Source organism: Vibrio sp. 3-2(1) (genome assembly GCF_963887575.1).
GTDB lineage: Bacteria > Pseudomonadota > Gammaproteobacteria > Enterobacterales > Vibrionaceae > Vibrio > Vibrio anguillarum.
Genome location: NZ_CAWPGB010000011.1, coordinates 943,834 through 963,031 on the forward strand (window position 1 = coordinate 943,834; position 19,198 = coordinate 963,031).

Annotated in this window: 15 protein-coding genes; 1 reads left to right on the forward strand and 14 read right to left on the reverse strand. The window is 46.4% G+C overall.

From position 1 onward, the window contains the following. Positions 1-62: 62 nt before the first annotated feature. The gene (secA, locus tag AACQ79_RS06955; protein WP_170898874.1) at positions 63-2,789 is read right to left on the reverse strand and encodes a preprotein translocase subunit SecA; all 2,727 of its coding nucleotides are present in this window, start codon (positions 2,787-2,789) and stop codon (positions 63-65) included. Positions 2,790-3,113: 324 nt separating this feature from the next. On the opposite strand from secA, the gene AACQ79_RS06960 reads away from it, so the two are divergent. Then, positions 3,114-3,569 carry a DUF721 domain-containing protein gene (locus AACQ79_RS06960; RefSeq protein WP_017046518.1) on the forward strand — a complete coding sequence of 152 codons (456 nt, stop codon included), beginning with the start codon at positions 3,114-3,116 and terminating at the stop codon, positions 3,567-3,569. Positions 3,570-3,639: 70 nt separating this feature from the next. On the opposite strand, the gene lpxC is transcribed toward AACQ79_RS06960, so the two are convergent. The 13 genes from lpxC to ftsL form a co-directional block, all read right to left on the reverse strand. Next, positions 3,640-4,557 (reverse strand): UDP-3-O-acyl-N-acetylglucosamine deacetylase, encoded by a 918-nt coding sequence (lpxC, locus tag AACQ79_RS06965; protein ID WP_064625869.1) that lies wholly within the window; start codon positions 4,555-4,557, stop codon positions 3,640-3,642. Positions 4,558-4,654: 97 nt separating this feature from the next. Beyond that, entirely contained in the window at positions 4,655-5,872 is a 1,218-nt protein-coding gene (gene ftsZ, locus AACQ79_RS06970; RefSeq protein WP_017042647.1) for a cell division protein FtsZ, read from the reverse strand. A 30-nt stretch (positions 5,873-5,902) separates the two neighbouring features. Beyond that, positions 5,903-7,165 (reverse strand): cell division protein FtsA, encoded by a 1,263-nt coding sequence (gene ftsA, locus AACQ79_RS06975; RefSeq protein ID WP_010317995.1) that lies wholly within the window; start codon positions 7,163-7,165, stop codon positions 5,903-5,905. Continuing rightward, positions 7,158-7,931, reverse strand: a complete 774-nt coding sequence (locus AACQ79_RS06980; protein WP_088718004.1) for a cell division protein FtsQ/DivIB — start codon at positions 7,929-7,931, stop codon at positions 7,158-7,160. The genes ftsA and AACQ79_RS06980 overlap by 8 nt, the downstream gene beginning before the upstream one ends. 188 nt (positions 7,932-8,119) lie before the next feature. Then, positions 8,120-9,580 (reverse strand): UDP-N-acetylmuramate--L-alanine ligase, encoded by a 1,461-nt coding sequence (gene murC, locus AACQ79_RS06985; protein ID WP_013856083.1) that lies wholly within the window; start codon positions 9,578-9,580, stop codon positions 8,120-8,122. A gap of 13 nt (positions 9,581-9,593) precedes the next feature. Continuing rightward, entirely contained in the window at positions 9,594-10,655 is a 1,062-nt protein-coding gene (murG, locus tag AACQ79_RS06990; protein WP_170898875.1) for an undecaprenyldiphospho-muramoylpentapeptide beta-N-acetylglucosaminyltransferase, read from the reverse strand. Next, positions 10,642-11,817: a cell division protein FtsW gene (gene ftsW / locus AACQ79_RS06995; RefSeq protein ID WP_038198341.1), complete on the reverse strand. Its 1,176-nt coding sequence runs from the start codon at positions 11,815-11,817 to the stop codon at positions 10,642-10,644. The genes murG and ftsW overlap by 14 nt, the downstream gene beginning before the upstream one ends. 42 nt (positions 11,818-11,859) lie before the next feature. Further along, positions 11,860-13,197: a UDP-N-acetylmuramoyl-L-alanine--D-glutamate ligase gene (gene murD / locus AACQ79_RS07000; protein WP_373433073.1), complete on the reverse strand. Its 1,338-nt coding sequence runs from the start codon at positions 13,195-13,197 to the stop codon at positions 11,860-11,862. 15 nt (positions 13,198-13,212) lie between these two features. Next, a complete protein-coding gene (gene mraY / locus AACQ79_RS07005) occupies positions 13,213-14,295 on the reverse strand; it encodes a phospho-N-acetylmuramoyl-pentapeptide-transferase (RefSeq protein ID WP_013856079.1) in 1,083 nt (360 codons plus the stop codon). After that, the gene (locus tag AACQ79_RS07010) at positions 14,292-15,650 is read right to left on the reverse strand and encodes a UDP-N-acetylmuramoyl-tripeptide--D-alanyl-D-alanine ligase (RefSeq protein WP_170898877.1); all 1,359 of its coding nucleotides are present in this window, start codon (positions 15,648-15,650) and stop codon (positions 14,292-14,294) included. The genes mraY and AACQ79_RS07010 overlap by 4 nt, the downstream gene beginning before the upstream one ends. Further along, on the reverse strand, positions 15,647-17,134 hold the full coding sequence (gene murE, locus AACQ79_RS07015) for a UDP-N-acetylmuramoyl-L-alanyl-D-glutamate--2,6-diaminopimelate ligase (protein ID WP_170898878.1): 1,488 nt from the start codon (positions 17,132-17,134) through the stop codon (positions 15,647-15,649). The genes AACQ79_RS07010 and murE overlap by 4 nt, the downstream gene beginning before the upstream one ends. Before the next feature lie 16 nt (positions 17,135-17,150). Beyond that, positions 17,151-18,881 (reverse strand): penicillin-binding transpeptidase domain-containing protein, encoded by a 1,731-nt coding sequence (locus tag AACQ79_RS07020; protein ID WP_094147960.1) that lies wholly within the window; start codon positions 18,879-18,881, stop codon positions 17,151-17,153. Further along, the gene (gene ftsL, locus AACQ79_RS07025) at positions 18,878-19,195 is read right to left on the reverse strand and encodes a cell division protein FtsL (RefSeq protein WP_010318013.1); all 318 of its coding nucleotides are present in this window, start codon (positions 19,193-19,195) and stop codon (positions 18,878-18,880) included. Before ftsL ends, AACQ79_RS07020 begins: the two co-directional genes overlap by 4 nt. Positions 19,196-19,198: the final 3 nt, after the last annotated feature.

Consider the following 19,198-nt stretch of genomic DNA (forward strand, 5'->3'; position numbering starts at 1 on the left):
TGAGAAATATTGAGTTAAAAAAAGAGTCGCCTAAGCGACTCTTGGGGTGATCATTCAAGGGATCAGTTGATCTGTCCGTGGCACTGTTTGTACTTTTTACCGCTACCACAAGGGCAAGGCTCATTACGACCAACTTTACGCTCTTCACGAACCATAGGCTGGTGCCCTTGATCTTCAGAAGCTTCATCTGCAACCGAACTGTCGGCACTTTGGTGCTGGAACTGTTGGCGACGCGCGGCTTCTTCCGCTTGCGCTTGACGCTGTGCTTCCATACGTTCAACTTCTTCTTGCTGCTGTACGCGCACCTTCGACAAGATAGTAATCACATCGGTTTTTAAAGAATTCAGTAGTTCTTCAAACAGCTCAAATGACTCACGCTTGTACTCTTGTTTTGGGTTTTTCTGCGCATAGCCACGTAGGTGGATGCCTTGGCGCAAATGATCCATCGCCGCTAGATGCTCTTTCCACAAAGTATCCAGAGTTTGTAGCATGACCGATTTTTCAAAATTACGCAGAACAGAAGCCCCAACCGCTTTCTCTTTTTCACGATACACACTAACCGCTTGTTCAAGAATACGTTCGCGCAGCGCTTCTTCGTACAATTTATCATCAGCATCTAGCCATTGCTGTAATGGCAGCTCTAAATCAAAATCGTTTTTCAAACGATCTTCCAATCCTTTAACATCCCACATATCCTCAAGTGATTGTGGCGGAATGTATTCGTCAATAACGGAAGTCAGAACATCTTGACGATTCTGCTCAATCATTTCGCTGATATCGTCTGCTTCCATGAGCTCATCACGCAGCTCATAAACTACTTTACGTTGATCGTTAGCAACATCATCGTATTCAAGAAGCTGTTTACGAATATCAAAGTTACGTCCTTCGACTTTACGTTGCGCTTTTTCAATCGAGCGAGAAAGCATCTTACTTTCGATCGCTTCACCTTCATCCATACCACTTTGGATAAGGCTTGCCATACGATCTGAGGTGAAGATACGCAGCAGTGAATCTTCCATCGATAGATAGAAACGTGAAGAACCCGCATCCCCTTGACGACCAGAACGACCACGTAACTGGTTATCGATACGACGAGATTCGTGACGTTCAGTACCAATAATGTGCAGACCACCAGCGGCTAACACTTGGTTATGAACCTCTTTCCACTTAGCTTTGATCTCATCGATCTGCTCTTGTGTTGGATTCTCTAGCTGCTCAATTTGTGCCTGCCAGCTGCCGCCCAATACAATATCAGTACCACGACCAGCCATGTTAGTCGCAATCGTCACCGCGCCCGGAATACCCGCTTGCGCTACAATTTCTGCTTCTTTTTCATGGAATTTCGCGTTAAGCACGTTATGTTTCACTTTAGCTTGCTTCAACGCATTAGAAAGTAGTTCAGATTTCTCAATCGAAACCGTACCGACTAGCGTTGGCTGACCTTTCGCAACACGCGCTTTGATGTCTTCAATGATCGCCGCAAATTTTTCAGCTTCAGTGCGATACACCACATCAGGCATATCATCACGAACCATAGGTTTATTGGTTGGGATCACCACGGTTTCCAAACCGTAAATCGATTGGAATTCGAACGCTTCGGTATCGGCAGTGCCCGTCATACCAGAAAGTTTTTCGTATAAACGGAAATAGTTTTGGAAGGTGATCGACGCAAGAGTCTGGTTCTCGTTTTGGATTTTAACACCTTCTTTCGCCTCGACAGCTTGGTGTAAACCTTCAGACCAACGACGACCTGGCATGGTGCGGCCAGTGTGCTCATCAACGATGACCACTTCGCCCTCTTCTGTCACGATGTAATCAACGTTTTTCTCAAATAACACATGCGCACGCAATGCGGCATTGACGTGGTGAAGTAAGCTAATGTTCGCGGGTGAATAAAGAGTATCGCCCTCTTCCATCAAACCATTTTTCACCATCAACTCTTCAACAAATTCTTGACCCGTTTCAGTCAAATGAACTTGTTTTGATTTTTCGTCAACCGTGTAGTGACCATCACCACGATACTCTTCAGAATCTTCTTTATCTTGCTTTTGCAGAAGTGGAATGAGGGTATTAATGCGGATGTACAACTCAGAACTATCTTCTGCAGGGCCTGAGATGATCAACGGCGTTCGCGCTTCATCAATAAGAATCGAGTCCACTTCATCGACTACAGCAAAGAAACGTTCACGCTGTACACGGTCTTCTTTACGGAAAGCCATGTTGTCGCGTAAGTAATCGAAACCAAACTCGTTATTGGTCCCGTAAAGAATATCGGCTTGATAAGAAAGTTTTTTCTCTTGTGGTGGCATATTGGGTACGTTAATACCGACCGTCATGCCTAAAAACTCAAACAGTGGGCGGTTTGTTTCTGCGTCACGTTTAGCAAGATAATCGTTGACAGTAACAATGTGCACGCCTTTGCCAGGCAAGGCATTGAGATACGCAGGTAAAGTCGCGGTTAACGTTTTACCTTCACCAGTGCGCATTTCTGCGATTTGACCCGCGTTGAGAACCATACCGCCGATCAACTGTACGTCGAAGTGACGCATACCATATACGCGCTTGGACGCTTCACGCACGGTGGCAAATGCTTCAGGAAGTAATTGGTCTAAGGTTTCACCTTGCTCTAAACGTTGACGAAACTCAACCGTTTTGGCTTTTAATTCTTCATCAGTTAGTGCTTCAAAAGTAGGCTCGTAGCTGTTGATCTCTTTGACAATTTTTTTAAGGCGGCGCAGCGTTCTGTCATTGCGACTGCCAATAACCTTTGTCAGTAGCTTAGTTATCATGTGTCAGGAATCTCTCTTTATTAGATCGTTTTCGATCTACTCTTAATGCCGTCAGTCTCTACCAGTTTTGAACTAAGGATACTGAGATAAATCATGTATCACAGATATTGTGACGGTGAGGTTTATTTTCAAGGTATTAAATAATTATGTAACGCATAGTGTAAGGAATTTTTGCGGCAACAACCAATAGCAAAACTATTTGTTTGAAGCACACTTAATATTTTTACGCTTTTTGAGCACTGTTTAAGCAATAAAATGGATTTATTACTATACGCATCATAGGCACCACAATAGAATTGAATGGCAACTTAAGAGGGAGACACCATGCGCGATCACCGTCCCACGTTAACGAAAGAGCTGATCAGCGATTCATCTCTGAAGAAAATACAGCAACATGCCACCGAGATCCTCGCTTTAAATAAAGTACTCAATAAGTTGCTTCCTAAAGGAACGGCCGATCATGTCCGAGCCGCTAATGTGCGCGGTGGTCATTTAATCGTTGAAGTGGCCAGTGCATCAATAAAAATGAAGCTTGATTATGACCGATTACACATTTTGAATCAGTTACGCAACCAAGGATTTGCCAAATTGATCAGCATTGAGCTCAAGATAAACCCAGCGCTCTATCGTAATCGTGGTATGAAAGAAGAAAAAGAAACGGTCGCTCGCCCACCACTATCTGAAAATACGGCCCAGGCATTACTGATGGTGGCGAGTAGCGCTTCCCCTAAAGTCAAAAAACGTTTGGAAAATTTGGCGAAATTGGCTAGGCCCAAATAAGCGTCATCAATGAATTAGTACAAATAAAAAGGCCAGACAGTTGTCTGGCCTTTTTATTTAAAAATTGCGATTAAGCGAGAACCATATTTGGTTCAGCAAACGCCACTGGAGAGCCAACTTCTTCTTCAAAAGTAGCCCATTCCCACGCCTCTTGGTCGGCTAAGACCGCACGCAGTAGCTGGTTATTTAAACCATGGCCTGATTTATAAGCACGGAACTCACCCACAATGGAGTGACCACACATGTACAAGTCACCAATGGCATCCAATACTTTATGAGTGACAAACTCATTGGCAAAACGCAAACCTTCTTCATTAAGAATACGGTATTCATCTAATACGATGGCGCAATCAAAGCTACCACCTAAACAGAGGTTTTGCGATTGTAGGTACTCAATGTCACGCATGAAACCAAAAGTACGAGCTCTTGAAATTTCTTTGACGAAACCTTGCGAGGAAAAATCAAACACCATGCGTTGTTCATCAGAATCGATAGCAGGATGTTGAAAGTCAATCTCAAAATCCATACGAAAACCGTTATGGGGTACAAGTTCCGCCCACTTATCACCATCTTCAAATCGAACTGGTTTCTTAATTCGAATAAAACGTTTTGGTGTATTCAGCGTTTGAATGCCCGCTTGTTGTAGCAAGTAAACAAATGGGCTAGCACTACCATCCATAATAGGAATTTCAGGTGCATCAACTTCGATGATAACGTTGTCGATTCCCATGCCCGCTAATGCTGCATTTAAGTGCTCAACAGTAGAGATACGAATACCTTCATCGTTGACCAAAGCAGTACATAGCATGGTATCGCGAACAGATTCAGGGTCCGCAGGGAAGTCTACTGGAGGATTGATATCAGTACGGCGGTAAATGATCCCAGTGTTTGCAGCAGCAGGGCGAAGCGTTAATGTGACTTTACGACCAGAGTGTAAGCCCACCCCAGTTGTTTTCACTATTTCTTTCAGAGTTCGTTGTCTGATCATCTACTTGCCTCTATGTCAGTGCGACAAAACACGGTCGGTAAAGCACCGACCGCGAATGCTACCATAATTTTGAACAGTGTCAAATTATGTCTAATTGTTAATCAGCCTGACGACGTAAAAATGCTGGGATATCAAGATATCCATTTTCCTTATCTGCTTTCGGTGCCGTATTTTGGCTTGCACCGGAAGAAGATGAAACAGTTGACGACGATGCTGATTGCGGTTTCACTTCTGCTCTTTCTTGCAAAGGTTGTGCCGTTTTTTCTTCGATTTTCGCTGCTTGTTGAACCATTTGTGGTTGAACTGCTGGTGCGACTTTGGCTTTACCGCCTGCAACTAAAGTAATGTCTGGCTTTTTCTCATTGCCAATACCCGTTGCAACGACAGTCACGCGAATTTCGTCTGCCATATCAGGATCTAACGAAGTACCGATGACAACTGTCGCATTGTCAGACGCAAACGCCTTAACAGTATTGCCGACGGTTTCAAATTCGTCTAGTCGCATATCCAAACCAGCAGTAATATTGACCAACACGCCACGAGCACCTGCAAGATCAATATCTTCCAAAAGAGGGCTAGAAATTGCCATCTCTGCCGCTTCTTCAGCACGATCTTCGCCGCGAGCCACTCCACTACCCATCATCGCGTGGCCCATTTCTGACATCACAGTACGTACGTCAGCAAAGTCCACGTTAATCATGCCTGGGCGTGTAATTAGCTCTGCAATACCTTGCACTGCATTTTTAAGCACATCATTCGCACTCGCAAATGCTTCAAGTAAGGTAATACCACGACCTAACACTTTCAGTAGTTTTTCATTAGGAATGGTAATCAAAGAGTCAACGTGTTTTGACAACTCTTCAATACCTTGCTCAGCAAATGCCAAACGTTTTTTTCCTTCAAAACTGAAAGGTTTCGTGACAACCGCTACGGTTAAGATACCCAGTTCTTTGGCAACTTCTGCAATAACAGGAGCAGCACCTGTACCTGTACCACCGCCCATACCAGCTGCGATAAATACCATATCGGCACCCATCAGAACTTCTTTAATTCTTTCTCGGTCTTCTAGAGCTGCATCACGTCCAACTTGCGGGTTTGCACCAGCCCCCAAACCTTTAGTGATATCACCACCAATTTGAATGACGCTACTTACGCTTGTTTTACGAAGTGCTTGCGCATCGGTATTGACACTGATGAATTCCACGCCTTCGATGGACTCACGCACCATGTGTTCAACAGCGTTACCGCCACCACCACCAACTCCAACGACTTTAATTACAGCATCGTCAGACATTTCCATCATCGGTTCAAACATGTGTTATCTCCGTTTTCCCTGCAACTCAGGTTAAAACTCTTTTTGTATCCAGTTACGCAAACGACCAATTAAGCTCGACATGGATTGGCGTTTCGGTTCGCTGTATTCCGTGTCGTCATTAATTTGGCTCTCTTTCGCATAATGAAGTAAACCAACCGCCGTAGAATGATACGGCTCTTTTACATAATCTGTAAGGCCACTCACCTCTAAAGGCTTGCCTACGCGAACTTGATTGCGGAAAACGCGTTCCGCACACTCAACCAAACCTTCAATTTGCGCAGCGCCGCCAGTTAAAACAACACCAGCCGCTAAATGGTGTTTAATACCATTTTTGCGCAATTTGTCTTGGACAGTATCTATAGTTTGGTTAACTAATCCCATTAATTCAGTGTAGCGAGGTTCAATCACTTCCGACAAGGTTTGTCTTTGCAAACTTCGCGAAGGTCTTCCTCCTACACTTGGGACGTTAACGGTATCATCCTTGCTTACCAATTCACTCAGCGCACAGCCATATTTTACTTTAATCTCTTCAGCATCACTGACTGGTGTGCCAAACGCAAAAGCAATATCACTGGTTACTGCGTTTCCTGCATAAGAAAACACTTCAGTATGTCGTAACGCACCACCGGTCCAGATAGCAACATCCATAGTGCCTGCGCCTATATCAATCACGCACACACCTAACTCTCGCTCATCTTCCGTAATAACTGCATTACTTGCCGCTAAACCAGAGTAAACCAGTTGTTCAACTTTTAAACCACAGCGTTCTACCGCTTTGATAATATTTCTCGCCATATCATTATGACAAGAAATAAGATGCACGCTCACTTCCATGCGCACACCTGATAAACCAAGCGGGTTTTTAATTCCCTCTTGGTAATCAATCGTAAATTCTTGAGGAATGACGTGCAATATTCTTTGCTCTTCCCCAATTTTTATTGATTTGGCGGTATGAATCGCTCGATCCATATCTTCTTGAGAAACTTCTTCATCTGAAATAGTTCCCATGCCTTTTTCAATACGGCTCGCAATATGTCGCCCAGATAGAGAGAGAAACACATTACTAATTTGGCATTCCGCCATTAATTCTGCTTGGTCAACCGCTCTTTGGACAGACTTAACGACCGATTCAAGATCATTAACTCCCCCTTTATCCATCCCACGGGATGGGCTCGTACCAGCGCCAATAATATTAATTTGACCGTCAGGCAGTATTTCACCGACTAAAGCTGACACGGTGGCTGTGCCTATATCAAGACCAACAATAATGTTGTCATCAGCGGTCTTAGTCATTTTTACTCTCTTGTGCTTCTTGTTCAGGGAACCAACCTACTGCGGCTCCTGTATCATATCTAAGATCGATATAGCTAACTTGTTCAGCTTTATTACCTAAATTCTTATACAGCGAAATAAAACGTGCAACTCGCTCATCTAGTGATTCTTTACCTAACTCTAAGCGGATGCCATTATCTAAAATTATTTGCCACGCTCGACGATCGTTGAGTAACAGTGACGATATATTTAAGTTTAATGATTGAAACTTAGGGTTCGTTTTATTCCAAACATCCAGTACTTCGTGACTGGTTCCTTGCGGGCCATAAAGTTTCACTCTATCGCCGTTCAATTGACCAATATCACCATTAAATACCGTGCCATATCCGTCTAACAAAGCGTTGCCATTCCAAATCGCTACCGCTCTATACTCTGTCAGAAACACTTTTATTGTGTCAGGCCATTGTTTACGAATCGATGCATGGGCCACCCACGGGATGACCTGTACACTCGATTGAAGTACGTTAATATCTTGCGACATGAAAGTACCGATATGATCCAACTGAGCAAAAGCGCGCTGCACATCTAGCGAAGATACGTATTGCAAGTCACCTTGTAGAACAATTTTTGAAAGCGGTAGCCTCTGTTCGTCCCACATCCAACTAAGTGTTGAATAAATGAGTGAACTTATCAGCAACAACACCACAAATAAAAAAATAGCGCCAGCGGCGTGATCTTTTATGAGTGGCGAACGGGACACAGCTCGGCTTTCATCGAACACATTCATTAACAAAGCCTGATGTTCCTGTTTCTAAATCGCAATCGCATGCCCTATTTGGTTCACAATAGAGGTAAAAGCACTGACTTTAACCTCCGGATTATACTGAGGTCGCTGAAAGTATCAAACATTGAAAGTAATAAATCTGGACTGGATACCATGTTATTCAATATTGATACACAAATAAGCCATTTAAATTAAACCTGTTGCATTTTACTGATATTCAGTTCGAGTCCCGCTAAATGTTTCGCTACCTTGCCGATATCCCCAGCACCTTGCGTCAGCACGAGGTCACCATCTTGTAATACATTAGCCAGAATCGAAGGCAGTATGGTGCTGTCGGGAACAAAAATAGGATCAATTTTACCGCGACTGCGTATCGTTCGGCACAACGATCGACCATCGGCTCCCGCAATCGGCTTTTCTCCTGCGGCATAGACATCGAGCATGATCAGCACATCGACTTGCTCCAGTACATTGGCAAAATCATCATACAGATCGCGAGTTCGACTGTAGCGATGAGGTTGGAAAATCATCACTAGCCGTTTTTCTTGCCAACCACTACGCGCCGCCTTAATAGTCACGCCCACCTCGGTCGGATGATGACCATAATCATCAACGAGCATCGCAACCCCATTGCCCGTATCAAACTCGCCCAGATGATCAAAACGACGTCCCGTACCTTGGGTGCTAGCCATCGCTTTTAAAATCGCTTCATCGCTGATGTCGTCTTCCGTTGCCACTGCAATAGCCGCGGAGGCATTAAGCGCATTATGACGACCTGGAATATTAAGCGTGATATCCAGATTGGCTCGTCCCTGTCTGACGACCGTAAACTGGCCTTGTTGCCCCTGCTGATGGTAATTCTCAATCCTGACATCGGCATCATCGGCAAAACCGTAGGTGATCACTTGACGGCTGATACGTGGAATGATTTCACGCACAACAGGATCATCAATACATAATATCGCCTGACCATAAAATGGCAGGTTGTGTAAGAAATCGATGAAGGTCTGTTTGAGCGTTTCAAAATCACCACCATACGTATCCATGTGATCCGCTTCGATGTTAGTCACGATACTAACCATAGGCTGAAGATGAAGGAATGAAGCATCACTTTCGTCAGCTTCAGCAATCAAAATCCGACTTGAACCCAAACGCGCATTGGTGCCAGCGCTTTTGACTAACCCGCCATTAACAAACGTGGGATCTAAACCAGCCTCAGAATAAATTTGCGTAACCAATGCCGTAGTCGTTGTTTTACCATGCGTACCAGCCACCGCAATGCCATGACGAAAACGCATTAATTCCGCCAACATTTCTGCACGACGAACAATAGGAATGCGTCGCTCACGCGCCGCTTTCAGTTCAGGATTTAGCTCATCGATTGCAGTAGAGACTACCACCACGCTGGCGAGTTCAATATTAGTGGCTTGATGACCGATATAAATGATAGCCCCTTTACTTGCCAATCTTTCAGTCACAGGGTTGGAAGCGAGATCAGAGCCGGTAATTTGGTAGCCTTCATTGAGCAATACTTCTGCAATTCCGCTCATTCCCGCCCCACCAATACCGACAAAGTGAATACACTTGACGCGGCGCATCTCTGGCACCATGGCACGGATTTGAGCTAAATCTTGAGTATGTTTAATGGTCATGAAAAATTTCTCGTTATTGGGTAAGTGCGATGATAGCGTCGGCAACGACTTTATCAGCATCCAGTTGTGCGGCTGCACGCGCTTGTTGCGCCATCAACAGCAGATCATGACGCTCAAGAGAAGCAATCTCTTGCGCTAGTTTTTCTACTGTGAGCTGCGGCTGTTCAATCATTTTGGCCGCACCACAAGCGACTAAGTGATCCGCGTTAAGCGCTTGCTGTCGGTCTTTATGCATAAAAGGGATAAATATAGCGCCAACACCGGCCGCTGCCACTTCAGAAACCGTTAATGCTCCCGAGCGGCACACCAGTAAATCAGCCCACGCATAAGCGCCAGCCACATCCTCAATGAACTCGGTAACGTGTGCATTTTTGATCTGAAGCGCGCGATAAGCTTGCTCAACCGACTGTTGATTATGCTTGCCTGCTTGATGGCAAACTTGGTAATTATCGCCAAGCACAGCTAGTACGTCAGGCAAAGTTCGGTTGAGAATCTGCGCACCTTGGCTGCCGCCCATCACGAGAATGCGGATCGGTTCATTTCGCTCAGCAAAGCGTACTTGCGGTGCAGGTAATGTAGCGACATCTTGACGTACAGGATTACCTACGACTTGCGCCTCAGTAAAGGCTCCGGGGAAGGCTTGAAATACGCGTTTGGCAATTTTCGAAAGCCAACGGTTGGTTAACCCTGCTACGGCATTTTGCTCGTGAAGCACAACGGGAATTCCCATAGACCACGCTGCCACGCCACCGGGGCCACTGACGTATCCGCCCATGCCGAGCACCGCATCAGGTTGCCACTGCTTCAAATAACGACGCGCTTGAAAAATCGCGTTCACAATTTGAAAAGGCGCTTTCAGCAAACGCCCTATGCCTTGGCCACGTAAACCTTTGACCTGAATAAAGTCGATCTCAATACCATGTTTAGGCACTAATTCTGCTTCCATCCGATCCGCAGTCCCTAGCCAGCGGATCTCCCAACCTTGCTGTTGGAGCTGTTTAGCCACAGCGAGACCGGGAAAAACATGTCCCCCCGTGCCACCAGCCATAACCATTAAACGTTTATTGTTTATCATTGGATTCTTTTTCTATAGACACTCGATTGCGATCTTTGAGTCGACATTCATGATCAATTCTCAATAAGATCGACACCGCAACCGACATAATAATTAAGCTTGAACCGCCGTAACTGATCAAGGGCAGCGTTAGGCCCTTAGTCGGCACCATACCCGCTGCAGCACCCACATTGACGAGTGTTTGGAATGCAAACCAAATTCCAATACCAAAGGCCAAATAGCCACCAAATTGCTGATCATGCTCAAAGGCTTTTTTACCGATAAACACCGCTTTAAGCACTAGACTAAAAATCAGCAGTAGAACCAGTACAACGCCAATAAAACCGAGCTCTTCAGCCAGCACTGCAAATACGAAATCAGTGTGCGCTTCAGGTAAGTACTCTAGCTTTTGAATCGAGTTACCAAGCCCTTGACCAAACCACTCTCCACGACCAAAGGCCATCAAAGATTGAGTCAATTGATAACCGCTGCCAAACGGGTCTTCCCACGGGTCAAGAAATGAAGTTACACGGCGAATACGGTAAGGCTCTGCCGCAATCAGTGCGATTACCGCAACAATTCCAGCCACCATGAGCGCAATAAATTGTGACAGTTTGGCCCCAGCAATAAACAGCATACCAAACAGAGTCACAAGCATCACAACCACGGTTCCCAAATCTGGCTGACCAAGTAGCAAGATAGCCAAGGTTCCAAACACCATAATCGGTTTCATGAAACCACCAAAAAAGGTTTGCCTCACTTCATCTTGTTTACGAACTAAGTAACCAGCCATGAAAATAAACAGTGACAGTTTCGCGACCTCAGCAGGTTGCAGGTTAAATAACCCCAACGGGATCCAACGCGAGGCACCATTGACCGATTTGCCCGCGAGCAAAACCACAATCAGCAGCATAAAAGAGACGCCAAGTAGCACCGAGCTGTATTGCATCCAACGTTTCATTGGCACTTGCAACACCACACTCGATGTCACGATAGCCAGCATCAAGAAAATGGCGTGACGAAACATAAAGTGAAACGGTTGATCCGTTAAACGCGAACTGATAGGAAACGAAGCCGATGTCACCATCACAAGCCCAGTCAGCATCAAACCTAAAGCAATCCATACCAATTGACGATCAAACAAGGCTTCAGGCGCTTGGCTCTGAAACCATTGACGAGTCATTTTGATGAGGCTTGAAAAGGACAAAATGCAATTTCCTGTTGATTAAGCGTAACGCTGCGCAAGCTCGGCAAAGGCGTCACCTCTGGCCATAAAGTTTTTAAACTGATCAAAACTGGCACAAGCAGGCGAGAGCATCACCATATCACCACGACGCAGCTGCGGTTTGATCGATACGATAATCTCTTCCATCGATGAATAGAACTGAGCCGATGGATGCAGTGGCATGAATTGCCCACCGTCAACGCCAAAACAGCACAGTTTTACGTTCAATGTTTTTAGTATCGGTGCTAATGGCGAGAAATCAGCGCCCTTGCCAACGCCCCCCACAAGCAGATACAAAATCCCTTGGCAATTTAACCCCGACAACGCCGCTTGAGTGCTTGCGACATTGGTCGCTTTCGAGTCATTGACCCATTTTACGCCGTGATTATCAGCAACAACCTGACAACGATGTGTCAGCCCGCGGTAAGATTTCAATGCATCAAGCGCAGATGAGTAATCAACACCCGCCAAATCGAGCAGTGCGAGCACAGTGAGCACGTTAGCACTATTGTGTCGTCCCACTAAGCTGAGTTTTTCGCTTGCTAACAATGGCGTGCCTTTCGCCACTAAGAACGATTTGCCATCAATCATTTGCGTGCAATAGTCCGCGTCATGTTCAACGGAAAAACGTGCGATGTGACCTGAAAATGAGGGAGGTTCCGTCTGGCTATCATCGGCGTTCACGACCGCCGCTTGCGCATACTTAAAAATGCGCAATTTAGCTTGGCGATACGATTCCATACCATCGTAGCGATCCATATGATCTTCTGTCAGATTGAGAAAGGCAGCAGAGACGAGTTTTAAACTTGAGGTCGTTTCTAGCTGGAAGCTTGAGAGCTCCAGCACATAAAGATCGGCCTCTTGCTGAAGTAGATCTAAAGCAGGCACACCAATATTGCCGCCAACGGCAACCTTAACCCCAGCAGCTTTAGCAAGCACTCCGGTTAAATCCGTCACTGTGCTCTTGCCGTTGGCTCCTGTGATAGCGATAACAGGCTTATCCACCTGCCAAGCAAAGAGCTCAATATCGCCCACCACGGGAATATGTTGTGCTAACGCCTGTTGAATCTCTGGCGTAGCTAAAGCAATGCCCGGATTAGTAACAATCAGGTCAGCGTCAAATAACCAAGCTTTGTTCCAGCCGCCACAATGTAGCTCAACTTGCGAGCTTAAATGCTCTCGACCTGGCGGGTTTTCACGTGTGTCGATCGCCTTAATCGTGAGCGAGCGATCTAGGCTCAAAAGGTAGTTAACCACCGAGAGGCCCGTCATACCCAGCCCCACGACCACCACATTATTAACAGTTTGCCAACGATCCATCTTCATTCCATTCAACACCGTTTTGCTCTATCACTAGCGCACTTTTAGTGTAGCCAAACCCACTAACACCAACACAATTGAGATAATCCAAAAACGGACGATCACGCGTGGTTCTGGCCAACCTTTCAATTCATAGTGGTGATGGATAGGGGCCATCCGGAAAATACGTTGACCACGCAATTTGTAGGAACCGACTTGTAAAATCACCGACAAGGTTTCCATCACAAACACGCCGCCCATGATCACTAACACAAACTCTTGACGAACCAACACTGCAATTGTACCGAGTGCACCGCCTAAAGCGAGTGAACCCACATCGCCCATAAAGACTTGCGCAGGATAAGTGTTGAACCACAGAAAACCTAAACCGGCCCCCACAATTGCAGTACACACCACCACTAGCTCTGAGGCATAAGGAACATAAGGAATATGCAGATAACTGGCGAAATTGACGTTCCCAGTTGCCCATGCAATCACAGCAAAACCGGCAGCAACCAAAACAGTCGGCATGATGGCTAAACCGTCCAGACCATCGGTTAAGTTCACCGCGTTACTGGTTCCGACGATGACAAAATAGGTCAGCACAATGTAGAGCAAGCCCAGTTGCGGCATCACATCTTTAAAGAAAGGCACCACAAGCTGAGTAGCTGCGGTATCGTTGCCATGCGCATAGAGAGCAAACGCCACTATCAACGCAATGGCCGACTGCCAAAAGTATTTCCAGCGCGCGATCAATCCATCACTGTTTTTACGCACCACTTTGCGATAATCATCCACAAAACCGACTACGCCATAGCCAAGCAGCACCGCGAGTACAGCCCACACGTAAGGGTTTGAGAGATCTGTCCACAGCAGTACGGTAGTAATGATAGAGGCGAGGATCATCACTCCGCCCATGGTTGGCGTACCGCGCTTACTAAAATGTGATTCTGGGCCGTCGTTCCGCACTACTTGACCAATTTGCAGTAGTTGCAAACGTTTAATCAAGCGCGGCCCCATCCATAACGACAGAGCAAGTGCGGTTAAAATACTGACGATGGCCCGAAATGAGAGATATTCGAACAGACGAAAAAAAGAGAAGTATGGCTGGAGTAGATCCGCGAGCCAAATAATCATGAGTATTTCTCCTTTAGAGCAGCCACAATTTTACTCATACCCGCACTGTTTGCACCTTTGACAAGTAAGGTATGAGACTCTTGATCGAATTGTGATAATTGCTGCTCGATATAAGCAATCATGTCCGCATGGCTTTCAAAATGGAGGCCATGGCATAGGTCACTGATCACTTTTGCATCGCGACCGTAAGTAAGGACATAGTCAAACTGGAATGGTGCAGCATGTTCACCGACTTGACGATGAAGTGCAAGGCTTTCATCGCCCAACTCAGCCATATTACCTAAAATTAACCAACGCCTTGCAGAGAAAGTGTTAAGTAGATCAACCGCCGCTTTCATCGCTGGAACACTGGCATTGTAACTGTCATCAATCAGTTTCACAGTCGTGCTCAATTGGGTGACATCAACACGCCCTTTCACCTGAGCTAGATGCGCAAGTCCGTACTGCACCTCTTCAAGATTTGCACCCAACTCAATGGCTAATGCCGCCGCCGCCAACGCATTGGAAACGTTATGTTCACCCACAATATTGAGCCCAATGTCAATATGACCGACGGGTGTGATCATTTCAAACTGAGCTTCACCTTGTTCGTTAAGCCTAATACCACGGGCGTAAAAATCTGCCATTTGACGGCTGGAAAAGGTTTTAACGGTTTTGTCCGCTAAAATAGCGCTCCACCGCTCACCACCGTGGCTTTCTAAATTAATAATGGCTGTCGCACCTGAAGCAAGGCCTTGATAAATTTCACCTTTCGCCTGTTTTACGCCCTCAATTGAGCCAAAACCTTCCAGATGCGCCGCGGCAACATTGTTCACTAATGCGACATCCGGCTTCACTAAAGAGGTGGTATAAGCAATTTCACCAATATGGTTCGCCCCTAACTCAATCACCGCATACGCATCATTAAGATCAGAGCGAAGCAGAGTGAGCGGCACGCCGATATCATTATTAAAATTGCCAGCAGTAAAGAGCACGCGCCCTTTGGCTGATAAAATATTTGCCACCATCTCTTTGACTGTGGTTTTACCGCAACTGCCTGTAATCGCAGCAGTCGGTGTTTGACACTGTTGGTGAACCCAAGCGCCAAGCTGGCCTAACGCCAGTTTGGTGTCGGTAACCACCAGTTGAGGAACCGAAACCGTCAAAGGGCGCTGAACCAATAACGCCTTTGCACCAGACGCAACCGCTTGTACAGCAAACTCATGAGCATCAAATTTATCACCGACCAAGGCAACAAAGAGCGCACCGGGTTTGATTTGACGTGTGTCGGTCGAGACCTCAGACACGGTGACATCACAACCAACCAATTGTGCATGCAAAACGTGCGTCAATTGCTGTAAAGAGACTTCTATCATGCACTTATCTCCAGTAAGGTTTGCGCCGTTTCGCGATCCGAATAGTGAATAGTTTGATGGGCCATCACTTGATAATCTTCATGCCCTTTACCTGCCAATAAAATGATGTCTTGCTGATCAGCATGTTGCAGGGCGTATTGCACGGCAGCGTAACGATTGTGTTCAACGTGTGCGCGACTTGCAAACTCAAGCCCTGCCACCATATCTTGTACAATGTCTGCCGGTTTTTCGCTACGAGGGTTATCGTCGGCCAAAATGATCTTATCGGCGCAGCGCTCTGCAATTTCGGCCATCATCGGACGTTTGCCTTTATCACGGTCGCCACCACAACCAAAAATCGCCCATAGCTGACCTTGGCAATGAACGCGAAGTGCCAACAGTGCTTTTTCCAAAGCATCAGGCGTGTGTGCATAATCGACGACGATCTTCGCACGATTTGGCGCTTGAAAGAGCTCCATTCGCCCTAAGACTGGCTGCAGCTGAGAAGCCGTTGTCATCAAGGCTTGTTTATCAAAACCTAAAGTCAGCATAGCGGCAAAAGCGAGTAGAAGATTGCTGGCGTTAAATTCGCCAATTAACGGCACGCTCAATTCACCTTGACCATAGTAGCCGTCGAAGGTTAATGAAATACCATTATCACTGTAAGAGACCGAGCTCGCCCACAGCGCTTTAGCGCATTGCGGTTGCTGTTTTAAAGAGACGGCAATCGGTGCTTTCAGCTGTGCTAACCAACTCGCACCCACCGCATCGTCGGCATTAATGACAGCGTGTTGGCAGTGATGAGCGGTAAATAAGGAGAGCTTTGCTTTGGCGTACTCTTCCATGGTGCCATGATAATCGAGATGATCGCGGCTTAAGTTAGAAAACACGCCCACAGCGAACTTCAATGCTTGAACTCGCCCTTGAACTAATCCGTGCGAAGAGACTTCCAGCGCAGTATAGCGAGCGCCCTGCTGCGCTAATTGATAGAGTGTTTCTTGGACCTCAATGGCATTACCTGTGGTATTGGCGGCAGGCTGTAAATGGTTAAGAAAACCATTCCCCGTCGTACCCAGCACCGCCGCTTTCTCGCCCAACAAGTCAATCCACTGCGCAATTAATTGAGTAATGGTGGTTTTACCGTTGGTTCCCGTAACCCCAATCAACGTGTTGGTCTTCGAACGATAAAGCCGCGATGCCAGTTGAGATAGATGTTGGTTTAGATCAGCAAGGTAAATCACTAACACGCCATTGACGGTAGTCATACTGCCATGCGGATGCTGCCCACACGCTTGAGCCAATACCAGATTCGCCCCAGCTTGAGTGGCGTTATCAATAAACTGCCTTCCGTCGATGGCATGGCCGACCACTGCAATAAAGGTATCATTGGGTGATATTTTACGGCTATCGAGCACTAAACGAGTCACCGACAACGTTGAAATAGAATGGCCATCGAGGTCAAGCCAAGGGGCGATGAGATCTTGTAAACACATACTCGGCGTCATTGTGCTTCTCTCTTAATTATTTTTGGAATCGATTTTCATCAGGAGCGACATTGAGGATCTGCAACGCTCCTTTCATTATTTCGGCAAAGACAGGGCCGGCAACGGAGCCGCCATAATATAAGTCACCTTGAGGTTCATTCACCATCACCACTAACGAGACTCGAGGGTCGCTCACTGGAGCCACTCCTGCCGTGTAAGCAAAATATTCATCACCATAACCGCCGGCAATCGCTTTGCGCGAAGTGCCTGACTTGGCCGCAATACGATAGCCCGGAACCGCGGCTTGAGTTGCTGTGCCACCGGGTTGGGTAACGGTTTCTAACATTTCCAACACTTTCTTAGCATTAGTTTTATCAACCACTTGGCGTGATAAATCTTGCTGGTTGCTGTCAATAATATGGATTGGTTGGTACTGACCTAAATTGCCTAAAGTGGCATAAGCATGAGCCAACTGAATGGGGGTAATTGACAAACCATAGCCAAATGCCAAGGTGGCAATTTCAAACGGTGACCAACGGCGGCGATTCGGGAAAATACCCAAAGTCTCACCGACGAGGTTTAAACCGGACATTTCACCAAGCCCTACAGAGGTATACATACCTAATAGAGCTTCGAGAGGCATTTCAAGCGCCAGCTTAGCCACTCCGATGTTACTCGATTTTTTCAGAATTAAGGTTAAATCGGCTTTGCCGACTTTTGAGGTATCACGCACTCGACTACCACCGATTTGCATGATGCCATTCCCTGTATCAATCACCGTTTTGTCATTCGCAACGCCATTTTCAAGCGCGGCCAATACTACAAAAGGTTTGACAGTTGAGCCCGGTTCAAAGGCGTCCGTGATCACGCGGTTACGCATTTTAAAACTTTGCCAATCGGAACGGTTATTGGGGTTGTATGAGGGGGCGTTAACCATCGCTAATACTGCACCCGTTTTCACGTCGAGCAAAATCGCCGATGCCGAAGTGGCACGATAGTCCGCCACAGCTTGCTTGACCGCACGAAAGGCGATCGCTTGCAAACGTTGGTCAATGGTCAACGCCAGTGGCTTGCCCTCTTCACGCTCTTCAAGCGAGATATTTTCCACCACTCGGCCATACCGATCTTTGCGGATCACCTGTTTGCCAGCTTCCCCCGTCAGCCATTTATCATAGCTGCGCTCAACCCCTTCTAAACCGTGGCCATCGATGCCCGTCACACCAATTAAGTGCGCACTCGCCTCACCAGCTGGATAGTAACGGCGAGATTCGGCCTTGAGCCCCACACCCGCTAATTTAAGTTCGCGAATATAATTGGCCATTGCAGGGCTCACTTGACGCTGCAAATAGATAAAACGGCGGGTTTGGTTCTCTTCAATTTTTTTCAGCAGCTCACTGCGCTTAATGCCTAACACATCAGCCAGTGCGTACCAACGTTCACGTTCAACTAAGCCGCCGGCTTTAAAAATAGCCACAGGATCAGCCCATACTGCATCGACAGGAACACTGACTGCGAGAGGTTCACCATTACGATCTGAAATGATTCCGCGTGCCGATGGCAAGGTTTTGGCTCGGACAGAGCGCATATCCCCTTCGCGGATCAAATTATCCGGTTCGATAATTTGGATAAAGGCAACGCGCCCAACCAATAAAGCGAAAGTAACGAATACAAAAAAGAGGATGAGATAGAATCGCCAACGGATCAAAATAGGAGATGTCGCTTTTTCTTGACGAGGTGCCGCTTGGGCTTTGTCTTTGTTTTTTTTCATTTGAGCGTAATCACCACTTCTTTATCAGAATCAGGTCGCTTCATTTCCAGCTCTTGTTTGGCAAGATTCTGCACGCGGCTATGTTCTGCGAGGGCCGTTTCCTCAAGAATGAGGTTACGCCATTCATTATCGAGCCGCTCGCGCTCAACTAAGGTTTGATCTTTTTCTGAAATCGCCTGCCTAGAATGATGGGTAATAAACACCACTCCCATCGCACTGGCAAAAATTAACATTAACAAAATAAGCGGCACTCGACCCACCGTAAACAGGTCAAGTGCAATCAGTTTGGTTAAGTTAGGCGGCGACTTAGACATGGA